17 protein-coding genes are annotated in these 23,791 nt (G+C 58.4%); 6 read left to right on the top strand and 11 right to left on the bottom strand.

Annotated features, from left to right (window positions below; genetic code table 11):
* Positions 1-137: 137 nt before the first annotated feature.
* Complete coding sequence (locus tag K9U38_RS04785) at positions 138-2,015, top strand: AsmA family protein (protein ID WP_224493214.1); 1,878 nt, start codon at positions 138-140, stop codon at positions 2,013-2,015.
* 310 nt (positions 2,016-2,325) lie between these two features.
* Here the strand turns inward: K9U38_RS04785 and K9U38_RS04780 are convergent, their stop codons facing one another.
* The 8 genes from K9U38_RS04780 to K9U38_RS04745 form a co-directional block, all read right to left on the bottom strand.
* Positions 2,326-3,144: an ABC transporter permease gene (locus tag K9U38_RS04780; RefSeq protein WP_224493213.1), complete on the bottom strand. Its 819-nt coding sequence runs from the start codon at positions 3,142-3,144 to the stop codon at positions 2,326-2,328.
* A 1-nt stretch (position 3,145) separates the two neighbouring features.
* The gene (locus K9U38_RS04775; RefSeq protein WP_224493212.1) at positions 3,146-4,057 is read right to left on the bottom strand and encodes an ABC transporter permease subunit; all 912 of its coding nucleotides are present in this window, start codon (positions 4,055-4,057) and stop codon (positions 3,146-3,148) included.
* 14 nt (positions 4,058-4,071) lie between these two features.
* On the bottom strand, positions 4,072-5,217 hold the full coding sequence (locus K9U38_RS04770; RefSeq protein ID WP_224493211.1) for an ABC transporter ATP-binding protein: 1,146 nt from the start codon (positions 5,215-5,217) through the stop codon (positions 4,072-4,074).
* Between the two features lie 142 nt (positions 5,218-5,359).
* A complete protein-coding gene (locus K9U38_RS04765) occupies positions 5,360-6,451 on the bottom strand; it encodes a polyamine ABC transporter substrate-binding protein (RefSeq protein ID WP_224493210.1) in 1,092 nt (363 codons plus the stop codon).
* 174 nt (positions 6,452-6,625) lie between these two features.
* Positions 6,626-7,561: a DMT family transporter gene (locus K9U38_RS04760; RefSeq protein WP_224493209.1), complete on the bottom strand. Its 936-nt coding sequence runs from the start codon at positions 7,559-7,561 to the stop codon at positions 6,626-6,628.
* A gap of 125 nt (positions 7,562-7,686) precedes the next feature.
* The gene (locus tag K9U38_RS04755; RefSeq protein WP_444357270.1) at positions 7,687-11,649 is read right to left on the bottom strand and encodes an SPM autocatalytic domain-containing protein; all 3,963 of its coding nucleotides are present in this window, start codon (positions 11,647-11,649) and stop codon (positions 7,687-7,689) included.
* Positions 11,650-11,706: 57 nt separating this feature from the next.
* Complete coding sequence (locus K9U38_RS04750; RefSeq protein ID WP_224493207.1) at positions 11,707-13,260, bottom strand: hypothetical protein; 1,554 nt, start codon at positions 13,258-13,260, stop codon at positions 11,707-11,709.
* 94 nt (positions 13,261-13,354) lie between these two features.
* Positions 13,355-14,797 carry a helix-turn-helix domain-containing protein gene (locus tag K9U38_RS04745; protein WP_224493206.1) on the bottom strand — a complete coding sequence of 481 codons (1,443 nt, stop codon included), beginning with the start codon at positions 14,795-14,797 and terminating at the stop codon, positions 13,355-13,357.
* Positions 14,798-15,160: 363 nt separating this feature from the next.
* Here K9U38_RS04745 and aceA point away from each other — a divergent pair, with 363 nt between their 5' ends.
* The 4 genes from aceA (at position 15,161) to K9U38_RS04725 (ending at position 20,141) form a co-directional block, all read left to right on the top strand.
* Entirely contained in the window at positions 15,161-16,450 is a 1,290-nt protein-coding gene (gene aceA / locus K9U38_RS04740) for an isocitrate lyase (protein ID WP_224493205.1), read from the top strand.
* Positions 16,451-16,547: 97 nt separating this feature from the next.
* The gene (locus K9U38_RS04735; protein WP_027230260.1) at positions 16,548-16,781 is read left to right on the top strand and encodes an SMc00767 family acetate metabolism repressor; all 234 of its coding nucleotides are present in this window, start codon (positions 16,548-16,550) and stop codon (positions 16,779-16,781) included.
* 418 nt (positions 16,782-17,199) lie between these two features.
* The gene (locus K9U38_RS04730; RefSeq protein ID WP_224493204.1) at positions 17,200-18,633 is read left to right on the top strand and encodes a glutamine synthetase family protein; all 1,434 of its coding nucleotides are present in this window, start codon (positions 17,200-17,202) and stop codon (positions 18,631-18,633) included.
* Positions 18,634-18,854: 221 nt separating this feature from the next.
* A complete protein-coding gene (locus K9U38_RS04725; protein ID WP_224493203.1) occupies positions 18,855-20,141 on the top strand; it encodes an NAD(P)/FAD-dependent oxidoreductase in 1,287 nt (428 codons plus the stop codon).
* On the opposite strand, the gene K9U38_RS04720 is transcribed toward K9U38_RS04725, so the two are convergent.
* Both K9U38_RS04720 and K9U38_RS04715 read right to left on the bottom strand, forming a co-directional pair.
* Entirely contained in the window at positions 20,138-21,262 is a 1,125-nt protein-coding gene (locus K9U38_RS04720; protein WP_224493202.1) for a beta-ketoacyl-ACP synthase III, read from the bottom strand. The two genes, K9U38_RS04725 and K9U38_RS04720, sit on opposite strands and share 4 nt — an antisense overlap.
* Positions 21,263-21,427: 165 nt before the next feature.
* The gene (locus K9U38_RS04715; RefSeq protein WP_224493201.1) at positions 21,428-22,270 is read right to left on the bottom strand and encodes an oxidoreductase; all 843 of its coding nucleotides are present in this window, start codon (positions 22,268-22,270) and stop codon (positions 21,428-21,430) included.
* 207 nt (positions 22,271-22,477) lie between these two features.
* Between K9U38_RS04715 and K9U38_RS04710 the strand changes: the two genes are divergently transcribed.
* Positions 22,478-22,870, top strand: coding sequence for a GFA family protein (locus K9U38_RS04710; protein ID WP_224493200.1), 393 nt, complete (start codon positions 22,478-22,480; stop codon positions 22,868-22,870).
* A gap of 17 nt (positions 22,871-22,887) precedes the next feature.
* Here K9U38_RS04710 and K9U38_RS04705 read toward each other — a convergent pair.
* Positions 22,888-23,791: tetratricopeptide repeat protein (locus tag K9U38_RS04705; protein WP_444357266.1), on the bottom strand; the 904-nt coding region annotated here is incomplete at its 5' end.

Genomic DNA, 23,791 nt, shown 5'->3' with positions numbered 1-23,791 from the left:
AATTGTAAAGCAGTAGAAACACCACCAGGTTGACGGCTGGTGGAACGAATTTGACATTCCACATTGCAGCAGCGCTCTCGTGCTCCAATGCCAAAATCGGACCACTGGTGGTCTGTGGAGTATTATCGGAAACCCTCATGTCCTGGTACAGGCCAAGGAACCTTCTTGTAACGATCTTCATGATGGCCCTCGTTGCCGGAGGAGTCGTTATTGCCCTGCCCTATCTTGTCAGCACCGATCTGATCAGGGCACGGCTCATCCAGGAAATCAGCAACTGGACCGGCTACACAGTCGAATCCCGCCAGTCGCCGCAGATTTCGCTGTTCCCCGTCTTCAGTGCATCGCTGGGTGACGTGACCATTCGCAATCCGTGGCAAAGTCAGGGCGCGCCTTTCATGCAGGCCGAGCGGATAGAAGTCGACCTGTCGCTGCTGTCTGCCCTGCTGGGCAATATTGAATTTACGGAAACCAAGATCGTTCGGCCACGGTTTGTCATTGACGAGCCCATCAAGAGCCTCTCGCAAATAGGCGAGTCCCTTGCCAAGAGCGACGGCCGGATCGGCGATGTCGTGCGGGAGGCCCGCGCAGCGGTGGAGACCAATCCGGCGAAGCCCGACATGAGCGCCGTCTCATCGCAGCCATTCGGACGGGTGCGTCTCGAAGATGCGATGGTTACCTTCATACGGCCCATCAACGGCGCGGAAGAGCAGATCTCAAGCATCAGCGGTGTCTTCGACTGGCCGGAGACGTCCGGCGTCGCCAGTTTCCGCGGTACCGCCATTTGGCATGGCGAGGAGACGGAAGTCGACAGTTCGGCCACGAAGGCGTTGCTGCTGCTGGCTGGAGGAACCAGTCCGCTGCAGATGAACCTCAGCTCCACGCCACTGACCCTAGCGTTCAATGGTTCGGCGAATATTTCGAAGGACCAGTTCTTTGAAGGAACTTTGTCGCTGACCTCTCCGTCGCTGCGGCGGACACTCGAATGGTCGAGAATGGCGACGATACCGGGGGCACCAATCGGCAGCTTTACGCTGGATGCATCCGTCTCCGGATCTGCAACCAGGATGAAACTTGACGGCCTGACGGCGGCGCTCAACGACAATCCGGTCAAGGGCGTGATTGAAGTCGTGCTTGATGACGGAAAGCCGAGCGTTGCAGGCACGCTTGCCTTCGAGACGCTCGACCTTCATTCGGCGTTCTCCGGTTTCATGCCATTGCCCGGATCGGCCGGCGCGGATGCGGTTGTCGACACGGCCTTCCTGAAACAGCTCGATCTTGACCTGCGTGTTTCGGCCCAAAAGGCAACACTGGGTCCTGTCGACCTTTCAAAGGTGGCGGCAACGGCGCAGATACGCAATGGCAGGGCGATTTTCGATATTGGCGAGGCGTCGGCCTTCGACGGTTCAGTCGCTGCCGGTTTCCAGCTCGCTGATGAAGGCGACGGTGGCGCGCTAGGAGAACTGCGTCTCAACGGTACCGACGTTAACAGCGCCGCTATCGCGTCCCTGCTCGGATTGGGAAAGCGCTTCGAACTCGGCAAGGGCACGATGTCGCTCGTGTTGAAGGGCCCACTATCGCGATGGTCGACGTCGCTCGCCAGCGCCAAAGGAACACTGAGCATGCGGTTTGGTTCCGGCCAGATCCGCAGCCTCGATTTCAACGGCTTGCTCAGCAAGGCCAAGACCGACCGCTTCTTCAGCCTCAATGAGAAGACGGATGCCTGGCTGGCTTTCGACAGGCTGGAAATCAAGGCCAATATCATGGACGGCGTTGCCGCACTCGATACGGCGCAGATCCAGAACAAGCAGGGCACGCTCAATTTTGCCGGCATCGTGACGCTGATCGGCAGAAGCCTCGCGCTGACGGGAGATTTCGCCGTGCCCGTTGCCGCGCCCGCGCCGCCGGAGGGTACGCCAGCCGATGCGCCGAAGCCGGAGCCGACTTTCAACCACACGCGCTTCTTCATTGGCGGATCTTGGGACAATCCGTTCATTTCGCCGATCGTTTCCCAATAGGATTGGTGCGACTCAGGGCGGCCTGCAACGAGATGCCAGCTCGTCCAGGTCTTTTTCATTTCCGGGGTGATGCTAAGCGGTAGATACCACATCGCTTCACCTCCAAGTTTGAAGGCAAGGCCCCTGCCCTAGGTCGGGGAGGCCAATCTTCCCCGATGCACCGGCTGGCTCGATGCTCTCTGCTTCCGCCCTCAAACCAATCGCGCTTCTGAGCGCCATTGCTGATTTATTGCCGGGTTTGATGCGGGCGACAACGCATGCAGGGTTGTATCCGCACGCGTTCTATTGGTCCTGAGGTTGCCTACGATTGCTAGTTTCTTGCAGCCGCCTGTTCGTCCCGTGCCCTCTGGACCTCGCGGCGCTTGTTGGCGATGGAAGCGATGATCACGCCGACGGCAACGATGGCAATGAGGATGGTGCAGGCAGCATTGATTTCCGGTGTCACCCCGAGCCGAACCTGCGAATAGATGCGCATCGGCAGCGTGGTTGCACCCGGCCCCGACGTGAAGCTGGAAATCACCAGATCATCGATCGACAGGGTGAAGGCCAGCATCCAACCGGAGATGACGGCGGGGAGGATTACCGGCAGGGTGATCTTGAAGAAGGTCGTGACAGGCGTCGCACCCAAATCCATCGCTGCTTCCTCGAGCGAACGGTCGAAGGTGACGAGGCGCGATTGGACAACCACCGCGACGAAGCACATCGAGAAGGTGATATGGGCGAGGATCATGGTCCAGATCCCACGATCGAACCCGATCGCAACAAACAGCAGCAGCATTGAAAGGCCAGTGATCACCTCCGGCATGACCAGCGGCGCGTAAATCATGGCCGAGAACAAGAGCCGTCCGCGGAAGCGGGTATATCGTGTCATCGCCAGCGCGCCGAGCGTTCCGAGTACGGTCGCAATCGTTGCCGAAAGCAGCCCTACGCGGATCGTTACCCAGGCGGCATCGATGAAGCTTTGATTGTTGAAGAGCGAGACATACCACTTGGTCGAGAACCCGGCCCAGACCGTAACCAGGCGGGATTCGTTGAAGGAATAGATGACCAGGAGAACGATCGGCAGATAGAGAAACGCGAAGCCGAGAACCAGCGACACGATATTGAAGCGAGACCAGGTGGTGTTCATCTTATTTCTCGCTTTCCTGTGCACGCGCTTCGGCACGCTGGAACAGCACGATCGGCACCACAAGCAACAACAGCAATACCACGGCAACGGCGGATGAAACCGGCCAGTCGCGGTTGGAGAAGAACTCGTTCCACAGTGTCTTGCCGATCATCAGGGTTTGCGATCCGCCGAGCAGATCCGGGATGACAAATTCGCCGACCGCCGGAATGAACACGAGGAAGCAACCGGCAATGACGCCCGGCATGGACAGGCGGAAGGTTATTTTCCAGAACGCAAGGATGGGCGGGCAGCCCAAATCCTCGGCCGCCTCAACGAGCGAATAGTCCATCTTCTCCAGCGCCGAATAGATCGGGAGCACGAGGAACGGCAGATAGGAATAGACAATGCCGATGAATACGGCCGTGTTGGTGTTGAGGATATTCAAGGGAGTATCGATCACGTGCGCCCACATGAGGAACTGGTTGAGCAGTCCCTCAGGCTTCAGGATGCCGATCCAGGCGTAGACGCGGATCAAGAAACTGGTCCAGAACGGCAGGATGACCAGCATCAGCAGTGTCGGTCTGATCGTGGCCGGTGCACGCGCCATGCCATAGGCGATCGGATAACCGACGATAAGCGTCAGCAGCGTCGATACCGCGGCGATCAGCACGCTGGAGATATAAGCCTTGTAGTAGAGCGGGTCTTCGATCAGCCAGATGTAATTGTCCCACGACAATTGCGAGATGTTGTCCTTCAGCCCCTGCAAGCCCCCCGCCAGCTCAAACACAGGGGAATAGGGCGGTATCGCCATCGCTACTTCCGACAGCGAGATCTTGAAGACAATGACGAAGGGAATGAGGAAGAAGATCAGCAGCCACAGATAGGGAACCGCAATGACGAGGCGGCTGGCTATGGACGATATCAATCTTTGCATCGGCCGGCCCCCGTTCACGCGGTCAGAACGATACCGGCATCGGTATCGAAATTGACCCAGACCATATCGTCGTAACCGAGCGGCTCCTCGACCGTACGCACCGCGTTCAGACTGGCCGCCTTGACGATCCGGCCGCTTTCGAGCTTGACGTGGAAGACCGTCATGTCGCCGAAATAGGCAATGTCCCACATTTCGCCATAGGCGGAATTGATCGACGGGTCGGCCGGCTGTTTGCGGCTGATACGGATTTTTTCCGGCCTGATGGCGAAGCCGACCGGCTGCCCGACCGAGCAACTTTTTGACGCCTCGGTGCGGATGGTCAGATTGTCGGGCGCGACGGCTATGTCAATCTTGCCGTTGGCGATGGCGGCGGTCGTGCCCTCGAACATGTTCACATTGCCGATGAAATCCGCGACAAATTTCGAGTTGGGCGCTTCGTAAACTTCGGCGGGCGTTGCCACCTGCATGACCTTGCCCTTGTCCATGACGGCGATGCGATCGGCCATGGTCATGGCTTCTTCCTGATCGTGGGTTACCACCACGAAAGTCAGACCGAGCTTCATCTGCAGGTCCATCAGTTCGAACTGGGTTTCTTCGCGCAGCTTCTTGTCCAGTGCGCCGAGGGGCTCGTCCAGAAGCAAAACCTTCGGACGCTTGGCGACCGCACGTGCAAGCGCGACACGCTGGCGCTGCCCGCCGGAGAGCTGGTGCGGCTTGCGCTTGGCGAAACGCTCGAGCTTGACCAGCTTGAGCATCTCGGCGACGCGCGCTTCGATGTCGCCCTTCGGCATGCCATCCTGCTTGAGCCCGAACGCGATGTTGCCTTCGACGGTCATATGCGGAAACAGTGCGTAGGACTGGAACATCATGTTCACGGGGCGCTTATAGGGCGGGATCCCGCGCATGTCCTGGCCATCAATGTGAATGCGGCCCGCGGTTGGCTCTTCAAACCCGGCGAGCATGCGCAGAAGGGTGGACTTGCCGCAGCCGGATGCGCCCAGCAGCGCGAAGAATTCACGGTTGTAAATGTTCAGGGACAGATCATCGACAGCGGTGAAATCAGCGAACTTCTTGGTGACGTTTTCGATGGCAATGAACGGCTTCGCTGCCGGATCGTTCCAGGGGGCGAATTTGCGACGAAAACTTCCCAATGATTTCATGATGTCCCCTGCCTTGCTGCATTAGGTCGTGCGGAGCGGCGCACCGCTCCAACTGGTTGCTCGGCGCAATCGCGGACAGAAAACCGGCGCCAAAATCGCTTCATGTGAAAGACCCCGGCAGTGGCTGCCGGGGTCTTGAGATTTACTGGCCTGTGACGACTTTCGTCCACAGCCGCGTGACGACACGCTGGGTCTTGGTGTCATAGGGCGTCACCGTGAACAGCTTCTTGAGCGTTGCCTCATCCGGATAGACTTCGGGATTCTCGAAGACAGACTTGTCCATAAGAGGCTGCGAAGCCTTGTTGCCATTGGCGTAGGATACGTAATCCGACGACTTTGCAGCGACCTCAGGCTTCAGCATGTAGTTGATGAACTCATGCGCTTCCGCCACATGCGGCGCGTCGGCAGGAATGGCCATCAGGTCGAACCACATCTGCGCGCCCTGGGCCGGAATGGCGTATTCCACCTTCACGCCGGCATTGGCTTCCTCTGCGCGGGTCTTCGCCTGCAGGATGTCGCCCGAATAGCCCATGGCCAGGCAGATGTCGCCGTTTGCCAGGGCGTTGATGTATTCGGAAGAGTGGAACTTGCGCACATAGGGGCGGATCGACTCGAGCAAGGCACCGGCCTTGGCCAGTTCATCCGGATCCTTGCTGTCCGGATTCAGCCCGAGATAGGCCAGCGCCGAAGGCATGACATCGGAAGCCGAATCGAGGATGTGAATGCCGCAATCCTTGAACTTTGCCGCCATTTCCGGCTTGAACAGCACATCCCATGTGGGTTTCTCGTCCGAGCCGAGAATCGCTTTCATCTTGTCGGCATTATAACCGAGGCCAGTGGTGCCCCACATGTAGTCGACGGAATATTCATTGCCCGGATCGTAGGTCGCGATGCGCTGGTTGATCACATCCCACGTATTGGAAAGGTTCGGCAGCTTCGACTTGTCGAGCTTCTGGAACACGCCAGCGGCAATCTGGCGCTGCAGGAAGTTGGCTGTCGGGACGACCACGTCATAACCCGTGCCGCCGGCAAGGAGCTTGGTTTCAAGGATCTCGTTGCTGTCGAAGGTGTCGTACACGACCTTGATGCCGGTTTCCTTGGTGAATTCTTCCAGGATGGAAGGATCGATATAATCCGACCAGTTATACACATTGACGACACGCTCCTGAGCCCAGGCTGAAGTAGCGAGCCCAAGCGCGAGAGTGGCCGTCAAAAGAACAGACTTTATACCCATTTATGTCTCCATGCTGCCGGCACACGTACTCTGTCGATACCGGGTTCCCAAATTTGGCCCTACCTTTTTAGATTGCGATGGCTTCGTCAACTGCATTGGCGCCCGTCGACCACTGAATTTTTCAGGAGCGCGAATTTTTGTACGTTGCAATTGAGTCGCGGACGGCAATACCCGTCAGGCGTGTAGTGTTCGCCGCTGCCGGCGATATTCCCAGCCGAGATGGATCAGGAGGGCAGCAAGGATGATGGCGCCGCCGATGATGGTGCGCGGCGCAGGAACCTCATTATGCAGGAGCCACACCCAGACGGGGCCAAGCACGGGCTCGAGCGTGCTGATCAGCGCAGCGAGTGCCGAGGGAATGAGCCGCGCGCCGCTGACGAACAGCGCCAGGCCCAGCCCGAGATTGACGGCGCCGAGGGCAAAGAGCAGGGCGAAATCGCGCGGACTTGCCGAAAACCGCCCGGCCATGAACGAGGCAACGACGGCGGCAATGACAACGCCCAGAAACACCGCCGGCGTCATGCGCAGGTGTGCGTGGCGGCGCGTGATGACGGTGGCGGAGGCGAAGCAGACCGCGATCAACAATGCCAGCATGTCGCCGATTGGCGAGACTTGGCCATCGAGCGAATCCGAAACCATGATGGCGACGCCGGCGATGACAACGGCGATCGCGATCCAGGTTGCCGTGCTGACCCTTTCGCGGAACAGCGCCCACGAGATGAGGGCGGCGAAAAGCGGCACGCCCGCCTGCAGCAGCAGGACATTGGCGACGGTCGTATAGGACAAGGCCATGATAAAGCTGGATGAGGCCGTGGCGAAGCAGATCGCGACCCCGATGCCGGCAAGCCCCATGTGCTGGAACAGGCGCAATGTGCCGCGCGGGCCGTCGCGCACCAGCATGAAGCAGAGCAGGAACAGCGCGGCAAAGAACGAACGCCAGAAGACGATGGTCCAGTTGTCGTCATGCTCGACGAAGCGCGTCAAGGCGCCGCCCGTGCTCCAGGCGATTGCGGCTCCTGCCACGAGCAGGCAGCCGACCGCGACCTCCGAAGAACTCTTGGCGGGATCAGGCCCGGTGACGGGCGGCAGGGGCACGGCGGTGGCACTCATGTGCGCACAATGCCAAGCTTCTGCCCGGGGTCAAGACCGGAACGCGACGAGGTGTTGTCGGTTTTCGCCCATGGATTGCAGTGGCGGGCGACGGGGCGGCGAGATCCGCCCTCGACGCTTGCGGATCACGCCATTTGATGGGTTGCATGGGAGGGCTGGAAACGCAGCGCCGCATCGCCGACGAGCATGGTCGATCCGTCGGCCAACAGCGCCGTCGTCGTACCGGTGATCACCGAGCCGTCGGCGAATTGCCGCGCACCCTCCGGATCGGGCAGTAGGTTGATCAGCTTGATGCCGAGTTCATCGAGACCAAACAATTCGCCGGGATCGCTGACGCCGTCCTGGTTCCTGTCTTGCCAGATGCGGAAATCGGCCCAGCGGGCATCACGCGCATCCAATACATCGTCACGATTGGTATCGAAGGCGAAACGCAGACCTTCGAGATCGGTGACGGAAGCCATGATCTCCGCATCGAGCGCAGCCTCGGTCTTCCACAGCGAGAAAGCGATTTCGCGTGCCTGATCGATGGTACCATCAGGACCCGTTGCGCCACTCTTACCAAGATCGATCACCAGCAAGCCATCATCAGGACCGACCCATGCGGTCTTGTCCGGCGTCCCGTCGCCGTTCCAATCGAAATGCGGTGTGGACGAAGCGGAGAGCAGATCGAGCGGGCGCAGGTCGATAAGGTTGTCGCGGTTCAGGTCGAGGAGAATGGGACTTGTCTTGGGAGGGCCGCCAATGTCGGTCGTGTTTCCCGTACTCCTAAAGACCAGGTTATCATTCTTGTCGAACACAACTTTCGTGCCGTCCGACCAATTCATGACCTTAGTTCCATCGGAGTAAAAGTCCGCTCGGTAGCGGCGCGGATAGATGTCTTTGTCACCATTCACATCAACTCCCAAGGTTCCCCAAGGTGATGTGATCAAATTCGGCCGCGTCCCAGACGTTGTCGTAGGCCTAGGGCCGGTCGAACCGCTTTGCCACCATCCTGGCGGGAGGCCGTCACTCCCATCCGGCAGATGAGGGTCGAACTCTCCTGCCATGCCGCGCGTCTCCATCTGTTGCGCAAGGTATGGGATAGGAAGGTCGACGAATACTGGAGGAAGAGTACCGGGGTATTTCTGATCAGTAGCAATTGCGTATCCGTTCTTGTCGTACTCGGTATAGCCTTCTTGTTTGCCGGTTTTTCGGTTGTACGCGGTGCCCCTCGATGTCCCATCATTTCGGATGATGAACTCGTGGACCAAGGTGCCATCTTTGTAGATCGTCCTTATTCGTTCCCGCCAAGGTCCCGTACCGCTCAGATCAAAATCTTTCTCCACGTGCGAGTTGGCGCCTTTCCCGAAGTCAATCGTCTCTCGAATGAGCTGACCAAATCCATCATAGGTGCGGACCTTGGTGTCCCACGTGAATTTGTCTTCCGCGTCTTTCAACGTCACGAGGTGCCTCTCGGCAAGTTTCTGCTTGATAAACTCCTCCGCAGCAGCCTTCCGCTTTGCTTCCTCGACCGAGTCGTAGATCAAGTTACCGGACTTGTCGTAGCGGCGTTCGAGCGTGATATTCCCGTTGGAATCATAAGTCAGTTCCATCCGGGTACCGTCATCCAAAATTCCAGATATCGATTGCAGCCGGCCATTCTTATCAAAGTTTAACGTGCGTTCAGACCAAGGCTTGGTACCGTCCGTATCATATTCCGTCCGGATCTCGCTGCCGTCGGCGTTGAAGGTAGCCTTCGACGTCATCTTTCCGTCGGCCGTGTACTCGCCACGCTCCGTCGTCCTTCCAGTCACTGGATCATACTTTTGCGTGTAGCGGCTACCATCGTCGATGACGCCCGTTTCCGAAACCACTTTGCCATTCTTGTCATACTCGACTGTCGCCTCTTTCCAGCCCTGTTTGTTACCGACATCGAAAAACTTTCGCGACTGGGTCCCATCCGTCCTGAAAGTCGTGATAGAGGTTTTCTGGCCCGCGGCATCATACTCCTGCCGCTGTGTGATCTGTCCCGTATCCTTGTCAAAGGTCAGGTCGTAGCGCGTGGCGTTGTCATTGACCCCTTTTTCCGAGATCAAGCTTCCGTCCTTGCGGTATTCAACGGTGGCCTCTTTCCAGGGCTGCTTGTTCTCCGGATCATAGAGCGTCTTCGACTTTGTCCCGTCCGTCCTGAATGAGGTGATCGAGGTGACCCGGTCTGCTGGATTGTATTCGGTTCTTTCCGTTGTTCGTCCCGTTGCCGGATCGTATTTCTGGTCGTATTTGCTCCCGTCGTCGATGGTGCCCTTTTCAAAGACGAGCTTGCAATTCTTGTCGTAGTGCAGCGTAGCTTCGCGCCAGGCCTGCTTGTTGTTGACATCATAGTGGGTTTCCAACTGGGTTCCGTCGTGGTTGACTACGATATCGGAAACCTTCTGGCCTTGCTGGTTGAAGTCGACACGCCGGTTCACCTCGCCGGTGTCGCGATCGTACGTCAGCTTGTAGCTCGTTCCATCGTCCATCGTACCATCCTCGGAGACAAGACTGCCATCCTTGGCGTATTCGATGGTTGCTTCGTCCCAATCCTTCGTGTCTGCCACATCGACGAGGGTCTGCGATTTCGTGCCGTCTGTCCGGGTCGTGGTGAGCTTGTTGAGGAACGTCGTCCCAGGCTGGTACGTACCGGTAAAGGTGCTGCCATCGTCATTTGTGCCGGTCTGGGTCAAAGGCTTGCCATTCTTGTCGTATTCGACGACGGCGTCTTTCCATGTCTCCTTGTTTTCTGGATCAAAGAGTACCTTGGAGGTTGTCCCATCACTTCTGAAAGTCGTTTTCGCGGTGGCTTTGTCGGAGACGTTGAATTCTGTCTTCTCCGTCATCTTGCCGGTCGCCGGATTGAACTTCGCGTCATAACGAGTGCCATTGTCATTGACGACCTTCTCGCCGACCAATCGGCCGTCGCGATCAAACTCGCCGATTGCCTGATCCCAAGGCTTGGTATTGGTGAGATCCAGCGTCGTCTTCGTGGCGGTGCCATCCGGCCTGAAAGCTATATCGACCGCCTTTCGGCCCAAAGCATCGAATTCCTTATGAGACGACAGTTTGCCGGTCTCGGATTCGAAGACGCGTTCTGTACGAGCACCGCCTTCGCTCCATTTCGTCTCTTTCGTGAGAATGCCTGCCGGGCTAAACGTGGAAAGTGTGCTCAGGCTGCCGTTCGGGTTGAGAAGTGCCTCTCTCGTTTTGTTGCTGAGATTATCGAAAGTCACGTTCTTCAGCGTTCCGCCTTCTTCAATAGAGGTGCGCTGCAGCAAGCTTCCCAAACTGTCCTTGATTTCAGCGATGGGCTGCGCTGTAGAAGAAACCAGGGTGATCGTAGGCTGCTTCACACCAAACCACTCCGACACCGCTTTCGCGGCCTGCCAAACGCGGTCTTGCAGAAAATTGGCAGTCCGTGTGCCGGGTCCGAATATCGTCGTCATACGGTCTTTGACCCACGAACCTGGTGCGAAATATTCATAACCCTTCTTCGCCACTTCGAGAATATTGGCTGCACCAATACTTGGGATAGCTAAACCCGGCAAATTCTGTGAATTACTGATAGTCAAACCCGCCGCCTTCGCGGCATCGTAGACGAATTGCATGCAGTTCTTGTCGAATATTGAATAATGAGTGGTTCCATCGTTGATCAGCTTTTTCTGTTCGTCGAACCAAATACTGATTTTGGCCGATTGTTCGCTGCTCATCTTGAACTGCGTCACCGAAGCCGCGCCAATATCCACATTCTTATACAAACCAGACGTGTTGAACACTTCATCGAGCGCTGCGGTAAGAGATTTTTCCGTCAGATTACCATCGGCATCGTATTCGAGCTTTGTAACGATCTGATACTGCCGAATATTGCCTTCCGTGTATGAATTTTTATTGATTGTCACCACACCTGGAACCTTATTTGGATCATAGCGTCCAAATTCCTGGTAGGTGGTTCCACCATTCTCATCAATAATGATGAATGCAGCGTGACCTAGCAGAGGTGCATCAAGATCGCCTCCACTCCCAATATTATAGTTCGGAAGTATAACATGAATCAAAATGGGGTTCTGAGTTGCCATCGAAATGTCCTTTGCTAATATCCTGTACGATGAAGCAATTCCCTGCTGTCGCACCAATCATTTGTTGATCAATCTTTGAATATTTAAAGAAATTTTTATTAATATTTTGAATAACGCATAACACAACAACACAATGAATGCGCACTTTGCCAATAATACAAATTTATTCCATGATAATGTTTTGTAGTATAGTTTCGAAAATAGCGCTCGTTCTAGCATTTTTGCCTGATATTTTTCTTCATCGGACAACTCTTCGTCCACCAGCACCTCAAGATCTTCAATATCACGCCAAGTATCGTCACACCCGTTCTTGCACGCAAAGAATTCGGATATCCTGCCGTTCTTGAATCGCCACAGCGTGACAGCAGCTCCAACAGGGTTTCGAGAGGTAGCAATACCGTCAAGATAAGACCGTACTAACTTGGGAACGGCGTAGGTATCGTCATAATTTGCTTTGACGGTTTGCTCCAGAATTTGGAAGCCGAGTACAGGATTATTGGTAATGCCCTTGCCCGCGACAACAGCGTCGACATAGTAGTAGGAACAGTCAGAGGATCGCCAATGAGGCAGCTTCAAAGCTAGCCACATTTCATGACATTCACGCGCGTTATCAAGCGCGACGCGATAGTTCCCTTGCGCGTCTGCTTGCCTGATCAGTCGAAGAAACGCCTGTTCCCTATCCACAAGGCCTTCGCGATGAATGGTCGTATCTTGAGGCTCGTCCTGTTCCCTGCCGAAGAACAGCGAGAGGGACAGTGAAATCACGGCCAGCAACGCAATTGCGACCAGCAAACGCCTCCACCATGTGTCTACAACCTTATGAATCGAAACTAAGGACATCTTTCCAGAAGATATAGAGTGCAACACTATCATAATTACAAAATATAACCCCAATAGAATTGATGAAAGTACTAAGGTTCGCAGCAGGATCACCAATAGATCCCAGAAGTAAACTTCACGGTATAAATCCGGAAACCGCTGCCTCTCCAGTGATCTGGCCTCTGCCTTCTCTGTACTGGTCAGTTGGCTAGTCCAATGCGTCTCGAGCGCCAAATCTTCTCGCCAGGTGTCAGCGCAGTCCTTGCACCCAAGAGTGTAACCCCACGAACGGCCATTGCGATGTCGCCAAAGCGTAACCACGGCTTCAACGGGATTGCGCGCAACTCCTATGCCATTAAAATAGAACTGCGCCAGTTTAACCGCCGACTTTCTTTCGTTGTAGTCCGGCTCAACCATTCGTTTGAGGATTTGAAAGCCGAGTTGCGGATTGCTTGTCGTGCCAGGGCTCACGAGAAGAGCATCAATGTAATAATACGAGCATTCCGAAGACCGCCACCGCTGTGGTTTCGAACTGGTCCACATTTCATGGCACTCCCGCGCGTAACCTACAGCGGCGCGATAATTGCCTTGCGCATCCGCCTTTCTCATGAGTTCAAGAAATGCTGTTTCCTTCGCTACCAGGTTTTCCCGGTTTAGGGGCGTCAGATCTTGAGGCTCGTCCTGCGCCCTGCCGAAGAACAGCGAGAGGGACAGTGAAATCGCTGCCAGCAACGCAGTCGCGACCAGCAAACGCCTCCACCATGTGACAACAACCTTATGAATCGAAACCAAGGACGCCTCCCGGGCACATCATTGGCAGGGCAATGCAGTTGCGCAATCCCGACAATAGTCGAAGAAAATTCGTTTTATTGATCCAGCAAAACCCCTACTGAAAATCAAACGCACTCAGTCCCGTCACCATCTCGTCCAGCCCGAGCGGGCGGGTGACGGGAGGCTCGGCGCGGGAGAGGCAGGCGGCGCGCTCGCACAGGCGGCAGGCGGGGCCGACCGGGGTCGAGCCGACGAATTTTCCGAGCGGCGGAGCACTGATGCTGCGGTTGCCGATGGCACTGCCATAGACCGTCTGGTCGGCGAACTCGATATCACAGCCAAGGAGGATGGCGGTGCGGCGCGGCCGCTCGTTGAAGGCCCCCTGCGGCCCCTCCAGGGTCCGCGCGATAGTCATGAACTCGGCGCCGTCAGGCATTTCCACCGCTTCGACAAGAACCTGGCCGGGCTGTGCGAAAGCGGCGTGGACAGGCAGCTTCGGGCACTCGCCGCCAAAGCGCGACTGCGGATAACCTTGCGCCCCTGCCCGGCGGAAGCGGTTGCCGGCGTGATCGACTTCCAGCATGAAGAACGGAATATCGTTCTTGCCGGTGAGCGAGGTCAGGCGATTGGCGGCCTGTTCAAACGAGACGTTGAAGCGCGAGCGCAGGACATCGATGTCATAGCGGGCGCGCGTGGCGGCGGTCTGGAACGGCTGGTACGGCATCATCAGGGCATGGGCGGCATAGCGGCCAAACTCGAAGCGCGCGATGCGCCGCGCCTCGTCGGAGGAAAGCTTCAGATCCTGGATTTCGGCGGCGATGACCACCTGCATGCGCATGAGCGCGGCCTCCATCGCCACCTCGCGCAGCTGGTCGAAGGGTGAAAGCCGTTCGGAGATGAACAGCCGCTGCGAATGGCGGTCATAGCGGCGCCGCCAGTTCGGCATGGTTGCGACCGGCAGGATGCGCACCGAAATGCCGTGCTCGGCCTTCAACCACACCTTGAGTGCGCTCAAGAGATCGTCGCCCGGCTTGATGAGGCCGATGAAACTGTCGACCTCGCCCTCTATGCGCGGGAAATGGTTGGCGCGGCGATCGAGCACATCGCGCACTTCCGTCAACGGCAGACGTGTCGCCGACAGTGACGGCGCCCGGCCATCCTTGGCCAGCAGCTCCGACAGATCGGACAGCCGCTCCAATTGCTCCCTGTAGGCACGGTAGAGCTTGATGATCCCCGTTGCCGCATTGGGAGCAGCATCGCTGATCTCGATGAGTTCCTGGTCGCCGGGCAATTCACCATTGAGAAGCGGGTCGGAAAAAACCTCCTTCAGCGCCGCCATGGAGGAGCCCGTCTCCGCCTGCAGCGTGTCCAGCTCGATCCTGTAGGTGGATGAAAGCTTGAGCAGAAGCTGGACCGTGAGCGGGCGCTGGTTGCGCTCGATCAGATTGAGATAGGACGGCGAAATGCCGAGCGCCTCGGCCATGGACGTCTGGGTGAGGCCACGCTCGTTGCGGATGCGCCTGATGCGCGGACCCGCGAAGATTTTTCCCTCAGCCATTCGATCTCCTGACTTGCCAGCGGTGTTCCAACCAAGCTGCCCCTCCGTCATCCTCGGGCTTGACCCGAGGATGACGGATAGATGGACGCTAGAGGCTACCCTTGCCAGGCGCAGCAACCGTCACAGTTCCCAGTTGTGACAAAATTTTACACAATTCGTGACGGCACCACGCTATTACAATTTTTACAAATTTACAATCCAGATTTGTCAAACGCACAACAGCTTAACTCGATATATACGCCAGAATACGCGATATCTCTGGATCATACCGCATTGCAATGTAAATCTAGTCATATCAACGCAGTCGTGAAATCCTCCCTAAACGGACAGGCTGTGCAGGATAAAACTCTTGTGGAGATAATAATGACTGATTTTTACAACCTCGTACCAAACGCACCGGAGGGCCGCTATGATGGTATCGAACGCCCCTATACACCTGACGATGTCCAGCGCCTGCGAGGCTCGGTTCAGATCAAATATACTCTCGCTGAAAATGGTGCCAACCGGCTCTGGAAGCTCATCCACGAAGATGGTTTCGTCAATGCGCTGGGTGCTCTCTCAGGCAATCAGGCCATGCAGATGGTTCGTGCAGGCCTCAAGGCAATTTATCTTTCCGGATGGCAGGTTGCAGCCGATGCAAACACAGCTTCAGCCATGTATCCTGACCAGTCGCTCTACCCGGCCAATGCCGCGCCGGAGCTGGCCAAGCGCATAAACAAGACGCTGCAGCGCGCCGACCAGATCGAGGCGGCGGAGGGCAAGGGTCTATCGGTCGAGACATGGTTCGCGCCGATCGTCGCCGATGCGGAAGCCGGCTTTGGCGGACCGCTCAACGCCTTCGAGATCATGAAGGCCTTCATCGAGGCCGGCGCCGCGGGCGTCCACTATGAAGACCAGCTGGCTTCCGAGAAGAAGTGCGGCCATCTCGGCGGCAAGGTGCTCATCCCGACTGCGGCGCATATCCGCAATCTGAACGCTGCGCGGCTCGCCGCCGACGTCATGGGCACGCCTACCCTCGTCATCGCCCGTACCGACGCCGAGGCAGCCAAGCTTCTGACATCGGATATCGACGAACGCGACCAGCCATTCGTCGACTACGATGCGGGGCGCACGACGGAAGGCTTCTATCAGGTGAAGAACGGCCTTGAGTCCTGCATCGCGAGGGCGATCGCCTATGCGCCGCATGCGGACCTGATCTGGTGCGAGACGTCGAAGCCCGACCTCGAACAGGCCAGGCGCTTTGCCGAAGGCGTGCGCAAGGAGCACCCGGACAAGCTGCTGGCCTATAACTGCTCGCCTTCCTTCAACTGGAAGAAGCATCTGGATGAGGCGACAATCGCCAAGTTCCAGCGCGAGCTGGGTGCGATGGGCTACAAATTCCAGTTCATCACGCTGGCCGGGTTCCACCAGCTCAACTTTGGCATGTTCGAACTCGCCCGCGGCTACAAGGACCGGCAGATGTCGGCCTATTCGGAACTGCAGGAAGCGGAATTCGCTGCCGAGGTCAATGGTTACACGGCGACCAAGCACCAGCGGGAAGTCGGCACCGGCTATTTCGATGCGGTTTCGCTGGCCATCACCGGCGGCCAGTCCTCGACGACCGCAATGAAGGAATCGACCGAGACGGATCAATTCCGCCCCGCCGCAGAGTAAATCTTAAAAGGACAGGCGACACGGCCCATAACTGCCGCCTGCCCACCCCCGGACGATCATGGGATCGTCCGCTGCAACGCCAGAAAAGGAGAAGATCATGGCACCGCAGACACGCGTCAAGGAACGGGCCGAGGAGCAATCATCGGCCATGAATGCAGACCAGCAGGCTGTCATTCGCATGGTCGCCAACGACCTGCATCGCCTGAACCAATCCGTGATGAAGGCGGTTGACGCCGGCGTGTCCGTGGAGCTGGTCCGCTCCGCCCGCCACCATGGGGGTGACGGCAATTGGGGCGACCTCCTGATCCCCGTCGTGGTCACCCGCCAGTAAACGCTGCCGTGGCCTTCTCGGGTTTCGGTCTGGAGCCCGCACGGCGCAAGGCCGCTCGCGAGAGATCGCGAGCGGCTTTGATACGGGTTCCCCCTCTTGGCAGGACGTACTTCGTCATCCTCAATGCTGGTCGTTCGTCATCCTCTTCATCCGTATCTTTTCATTCGTATCTTTCATTCTTCCACCCTCTGCACTCCGTCATGCTCGGGCTTGACCCGAGGATCCAATCCCCATGTTTTGGCATGACAACGAGAGATGCATGGGTCCTCGGGTCAAGCCCGAGGATGACGGAGAGGTATATGCCCGACGAAGCGGAAGATTGCAGCCTGGTTGCCCACGCAAATTTATCCGGGCACCGTCTCCCATCCTGTGGTGATTTGCTCTATCATTTTGGCATCGCAACGAATTCTGGTGATTGATGCCCTCCGATACCCCCGAGAAGAAACCCGCACGGACCACAACACGGCGGCGTACGCCCGCCTATGTCAAGGCGACCCGCGGCGTGAAAAACTGGCGCGAAGCATCCGAGTGGCTGGCCTGGCGGGATATCGAAGACATCGAATGCATAACGCCGGATCAGGCGGGCGTTGCGCGCGGCAAGATGATGCCGTCGAAGAAATTCACCTCCAATACCTCGCTCGCCCTGCCATCTGCCGTGTTCATGGCGACCATCTCCGGCTCGTATCCTGAAGACGGCCACGGCTTCTCCTACCCGGAGGATGATGGCGACCTGAAACTGATGCCCGACCTTTCGACGCTTTCGGAAGTACCGTGGGAAAGCGATCCCACGGCGCAGGTGATCTGCGATCTCGTCAACAAGGATGGACAAGCGGTCGAGTTCACACCGCGCAACGTCCTGAAGCGTGTCGTTGCCGCCTACAACAAGAAGGGCCTGAAGCCGGTCGTTGCGCCCGAAATCGAATTCTACCTCGTCAAGAAGAATCCCGATCCCGACTATCCATTGACCCCGCCTGTCGGCCGTTCGGGCCGCGCCATTGGCGGCGGCCAAGGCTATTCCATTGCCGGGGTCAACGAGTTCGATGAACTGATCGACGACATCTACCATTTCTCCGAGAGTCAGGGCCTCGAGATCGACACGCTCATCCATGAGGAAGGCGCCGCGCAGCTGGAAATCAACCTGCGCCACGGCGATCCGGTCGAGCTCGCCGACCAGGTTTTCCTGTTCAAGCGCACGATCAGGGAAGCGGCGCTCAAGCACGACATGTATGCGACCTTCATGGCCAAGCCCATCCAGGGCCAGCCGGGATCGGCCATGCATATCCACCAGTCCATCGTCGACAAGAAGACCGGCCGCAACGTGTTCTCCAACCCCGATGGCACGGAGAGCGACGCCTTCCGGCATTTCATCGGCGGCATGCAGAAACATGTACCCGCCTCGCTCGTCATGTTCGCGCCTTACGTGAACTCCTACCGGCGACTGACGCCGGCCGCCTCGGCGCCGGTCAACGTCAAATGGGGCTATGACAACCGCACCACGGCCTTTCGCGTGCCGCGCTCCGATCCTGCCGCACGCCGCGTCGAGAACCGCATCCCTTCGTCGGACGCAAATCCCTATCTTGCGCTCGCGGCATCCCTTGCCTGCGGTCTCCTCGGCATGAACAACAGGACGGAGCCCGATGCTCCTGCCTCTACAACGGTCAATGACAATCTGATCGAACTGCCGCGCGGGCTGATCGAGGCGACGATCCTGTTCGAGCAGGACAAGGACCTGATCGCCATGCTGGGCGAACCCTTCGCCATTACCTATGCCGCCATCAAGCGGGCCGAGTTCGAGACTTTCATGGAGGTCATCAGCCCATGGGAACGCGAGTTCCTGTTGCTGAATGTGTGAACATTTCCAGTTGTCTGCTGCTGCGCAACTGCTGTGCGTGGTTCGACGGGCTCACCATGAGGGGACTGGATTGGCCGCAGAGAACCAAGTGGTGACGCCTGCTGCCGATCATCGTGCAGTTCACCGTTCTTCCACTGTTACAGCCAGCTCACTTCCCTCATGGTGAGCCTGTCGAACCACGCACAGCAGTCACGCCGCAGATCAATGTAGAAGTTTGTTCCATGCCCTACCAATCACCCATCTCCCCCGGCATCTCCTGGTATGAAACCACGACCGACGACCGCGCCGAATATCCGGCGCTCGATGGCTCGCGGCAGACCGATGTCGTGATCATCGGCGGGGGCTTTACCGGCCTCTCCGCGGCGGTGCACCTGGCATCGGCGGGCGTGGATGTGGTGCTGCTCGAGGCCTGGCGCTTCGGCGACGGCGCTTCCGGCCGTAATGGCGGCCAGCTCGGCACCGGACAGCGTGCCTGGGCGGAAGATCTCGAAGGCCAGTACGGGTTTACCCGCGCCAAGGCCTTGTTCGACCTTGCCGAAGAGGCGAAAAGCCACCTCCTTGAATTTGCCGAGACGCACGGGATCGACATTGAATACATGCCGGGGCAGATGTCGGTCGTCCACAAGAAGCGTTACCTGAAGCAATATCAGGCCCACGCCGAACTGATGGCAAGCCGCTTTGGCTATCCGCACATCCATTACATGGATTTTCAGGAAACCGCCGAGCGGCTGGGTTCCGCTCGCTATCTCGGCGGCATCTATGACAAGGGCACGGGGCATATCCAGCCGATGAAGCTTGTCGTCGGCACCGCGAGGGCGGCAGCCGCGGCAGGCGCGCACCTTTATGAAAACACCAAGGTCACGGGCATCAAGTCGGAAAACGGCAAGGTGATTGTCGAAACCGCAACCGGCCGCGTGACCGCGGCAAAGGGATTTATCGCCGTCAATGCCTATGGCGACAATCTGGAGCCGATCAGCGCGTCGCATGTCATGCCGATCCGCTCATTCATCGGGGCCACGGTGCCGCTCGGACAAGACAGTCCGGTGCTGCCGGGCGGGGAGAGCGTCGACGATTCACGCTTCGTCGTGCGCTATTTCCGTCGCACCAGGGATGGGCGGCTTTTGTTTGGCGGGCGCGAAGCCTACACCGCCGATAATCCGCTCGACATCAGCACGCACATTCGCCGTCAGATCGCTGAAATCTACCCCGGTTTGGCCAATGTCGAGATCACCCAGGCCTGGGGCGGTTCGGTCGGCATTACCCTGCCGCGCCAGCCTTTCGTGCGCGAAGTGATGCCGAACGTCATTTCGGCGGGCGGCTATTCCGGCCATGGGGTGATGCTGTCGAACTTCGTCGGCAAGCTCTATGCGGAGACCGTGGCGGGCAATCGCGACCGGCTACGCATACTGGAAGAGCTAAAGGTTCCGGCCTTCCCGGGCGGACGGCGCTTGCGCGCGCCTCTTCTGTTCCTGGCGCTGAGCTGGTACGCGCTGATGGACCGGATTTAAAGCTTCCTGACGATGACGCTGCCGACCGAATATCCCGCCCCGAAGGAGCAGATCACGCCGAGGCTCCCCGGGGCGAGATCGTCGGAATAGTGCGAGAAGGCGATGATTGAGCCGGCGGACGAGGTATTGGCGTAATCCTGCAGGATGTTGGGCTGCTCGCCGGGCTCTGGCTCGCGGCCGAGCACCTTGACGCCGATGAGATCATTCATGCCCTTGTTGGCCTGATGCAGCCAGAGGCGCGACAGGTGCGCGGGAGCAATGTTCTCGTCGGCAAGGTGGGTCAGGATGAGGTCGGCGACGATCGGCACCACCTGCTTGAACACCTTGCGGCCTTCCTGGCGGAACAGCATGTCGCGGCGGTCGGCCATATGGCCTTCGCGCGTGCGGCGCAGGAAGCCGTTATTGTTGCGGATATTGTTGGAGAACTGCGTCAGGCAACGGGTCGAGACGATTTCGAACCGGTCGGCGGCGGTCGCCAGATCGTCGCGCTCGAGCAGGACGGCGGTGCAGACATCGCCGAAGATGAAATGGCAATCGCGATCGCGCCATTCGAGATGGGCCGAGCAGATTTCGGGATTGACCATGAGGATCGCCCGGGCCGAGCCGGAACGGATCATGTCGGCGGCCGCCTGGATGCCAAAAGTGGCCGACGAGCAGGCGACGTTCATGTCGAAGCCGAAACCCTCGATGCCGAGTGCCTGCTGCACCTCGATGGCAATGGCCGGATAGGGACGCTCGTGATTGGAGGCCGCGCAGATCACCGCGTCGATTTCCGATGCCGAACGCCCCGCCTTGGCCAGCGCCAGCGTCGCTGCCTTGACCGCCATTTCGGCCATGACAGACAGTTCATCGTCGCCGCGCTCGGGAAGGACCGGGTGCATGACCTGTGGATCGAGAATGCCGGATTTGTTCAAGACGTAGCGGCGCTCGATCCCCGAGGCGCGGACGATGAAGTCCTCCGCCGACATCGTCATCGGTTCACGCGTGCCGGCGGCGATCTCGTCGGCATGAATCTCGTTCTGCCGATTGGCGTAGGTATTGAACGCCGCAACCAGTTCGGCATTGCTGATGGACTGTTCCGGCGTGAAAACGCCCGTTCCGCTGATGACGATCTTATGCATGGCGCTTCCAATTTTCTTGTCTTACGCAAAGCGATAAAGATTCCGGGCGCGGCGCGCAAGCAGTCATCGGGGCTCAGGCAGCGCAAGCCGTCGTGTTGGCATGAATCGTGACGGGCCTAAGTCCCAAATGGCCGGCTGGCCGGCCATTTTCGCACCCCCTGCAGGTCAAGCCTTCGGCGCGTCGGCAGCCTCCGTCACTTCAGCCCAGGCATCGAAATCCTTCTGCAATTCGCCGATCTTCTTGCGCGCATTGGCGAGTGCCTCCTTGCCGAGCAACAAACGCAGCGGCGGGCTTTCAGCTTCCACCGCCTGGACGATCGCCTTGGCCGCCCGGACGGGATCGCCCGGCTGGTTGCCGCTGAATTCGCGCAGCATTTTCATGCGGGAGCCGGCCGTCGGCTGATAATCGTCCATGGTTTCCGGTACCTCGTTGGCGGAACGGCCGGCCCAGTCGGTGCGGAAGCCGCTTGGCTCGACGATAAGGACCTTGATGCCAAGATGCGCGACTTCCTTCGACAGCGATTCCGACAGCGCTTCGACACTGAACTTCGTGGCGGCATAGAAGCTCACGGCGACATTGGCGATAAGCCCGCCCTGGGAGGAGATATTGACAATGGTTCCGGACCGTCGCTTGCGCATTCCCGGCAGGACGGCCCTCGTCATATTGGCGAGACCCCAGACGTTGATCTCGAACATCTTGCGGACTTCGTCGATATCGCTTTCTTCAAGCGAGCCGAAATAGCCGATGCCCGCATTGTTGACGAGCACGTCGATGCGGCCGAAATGCTTTTCGCCGGCGGCGATTGCACCTGCGATGTCTTCGCCCTTGGTCACGTCAAGCTTCAGGACGAGGGCATTATCGCCGTGTTTGGCGGCAAGGTCCTCGACCTGCCTGGGGTCGCGGGCGGTAACAACCGTCGGATAGCCAAGCTCAAGCGTGTGGCGGGCGAGTTCCCGGCCAAAGCCGGTTGAACATCCAGTAATGAACCAGACAGGTTTCGATGTCATGTTGATATCCTTGCAAGGGAGCGCCACGGGGTCACACCGGGCGAGCGCAATGGGATTGGGCTACATCAACAATGTAGCCCGGTGCACACCGGTTTCAAGGCCGGAAAAGCGGAACGTCAGTCCGTCACCGTCCGGTAGCCGGCAATTGCAACGATCGTGTTGTTCGTTGTAAACAGTGCGCCCGCTTCAACGCAGAGGAGAAGCAGCATGGACCGATTTACCGGCGGTTGCCTGTGCGGCAACGTCCGAATCGTGGCGTCGGGGCGGCCGTACCGGGTCGGCATTTGTCATTGTCTCGACTGCCGCAAGCATCATGGCGCCCTTTTTTATGCCGCCGCTGTGTTCCCCCAGGATGCAGTGACAATAGATGGAGAAACGCGCGACTACGCCGGGCGATTTTTCTGTCCGCGCTGCGGCTCGTCCGTTTATGCACGCTCCGCAGACGAGATCGAGGTGCACCTCGGAACGCTGGACGCCCCCGATCAACTCATGCCAACTTACGAGAGCTGGACCATTCGTCGCGAATCCTGGTTGCCACGGTTTCCACTCAAAGGACGATATGAGCGCGGCCGTGATGCTACGAGCCGCTTTGAGGAATAGGCGCCAGCCTTGTCCGGTCACTCCGGAAGGCCGGCCTTGCGATAGCCATCGACAAAATGCTCAAGCGTCGCAGCGTCGCAGAATGGCTCGGTGTCGGCCCAGCGGCGAGTCGAGAAGTGCGGATTGCTGATGAGGAACAGTTCGACCTCTGCGCGCGCCTCGTCGAGCCGGCCAAGTTGGGCGAGGCTCGCGGCCAGGAACCGGCGTGAGCTTGTACGGTAGGTCTCGTCCCTGCGCAGCGTCTCGACGGCAGCTTCATAGTCGCCGGCCGCATATTGTGCCTGGCCCAACGTCAGATAATACCAGCTGGCCGGAAACGGGTTCAACCGAAACGCCTTGCGAATGTGCTGCAGCCCCTCATCCACCCTTCCGGCCAAGACGGTAATGTCGGACAAAGTTGCCCAGATGTCGGCCTCGTTCGGATCAAGCTCGATCGCCCTGGCAAACTCCGCATCCGACTCGTCGAAGCTGCGCTCATAGGCCAGCAGGTTTGCGAGGACCCAGCGGCACCCGGCATCGTTGGGATCCATCGCCACGGCCTTGCGCGCCAGATCCAGGGCCAAGCGACGGGTCGGTTCGATCGGTTCGCCCCAATGCACCCACCCCATCCAGTGATTCATGGCAAGCCAGCGATAGGCCTCGGCATATTCCGGATCGAGCGAAACGGCGCGCGTGAGCATCAGATGCGCTTCCCGCGCCGTCTGCGGCGAATCGTCGATCAGCTTGCGCGCCCGCACGCACAGATCGTAGGCTTCCAGATTCCTGGGACGATTGCGCGGCGGCGGCGCACGCAGCCGGCCGAGGAGAGCCTCGACGATCTTGCCTGTGACCTCGTCCTGAACGGCAAAGATATCCTCCAGTCCCCGATCGAACCGTTCCGCCCACAGGTGATCGCCACTCACGGCGTCGACCAGCTGGGCG

Source organism: Phyllobacterium lublinensis (genome assembly GCF_020164435.1).
Lineage (GTDB): Bacteria > Pseudomonadota > Alphaproteobacteria > Rhizobiales > Rhizobiaceae > Phyllobacterium > Phyllobacterium lublinensis.
This window is presented reverse-complemented; position numbering and strand designations above follow the sequence as displayed.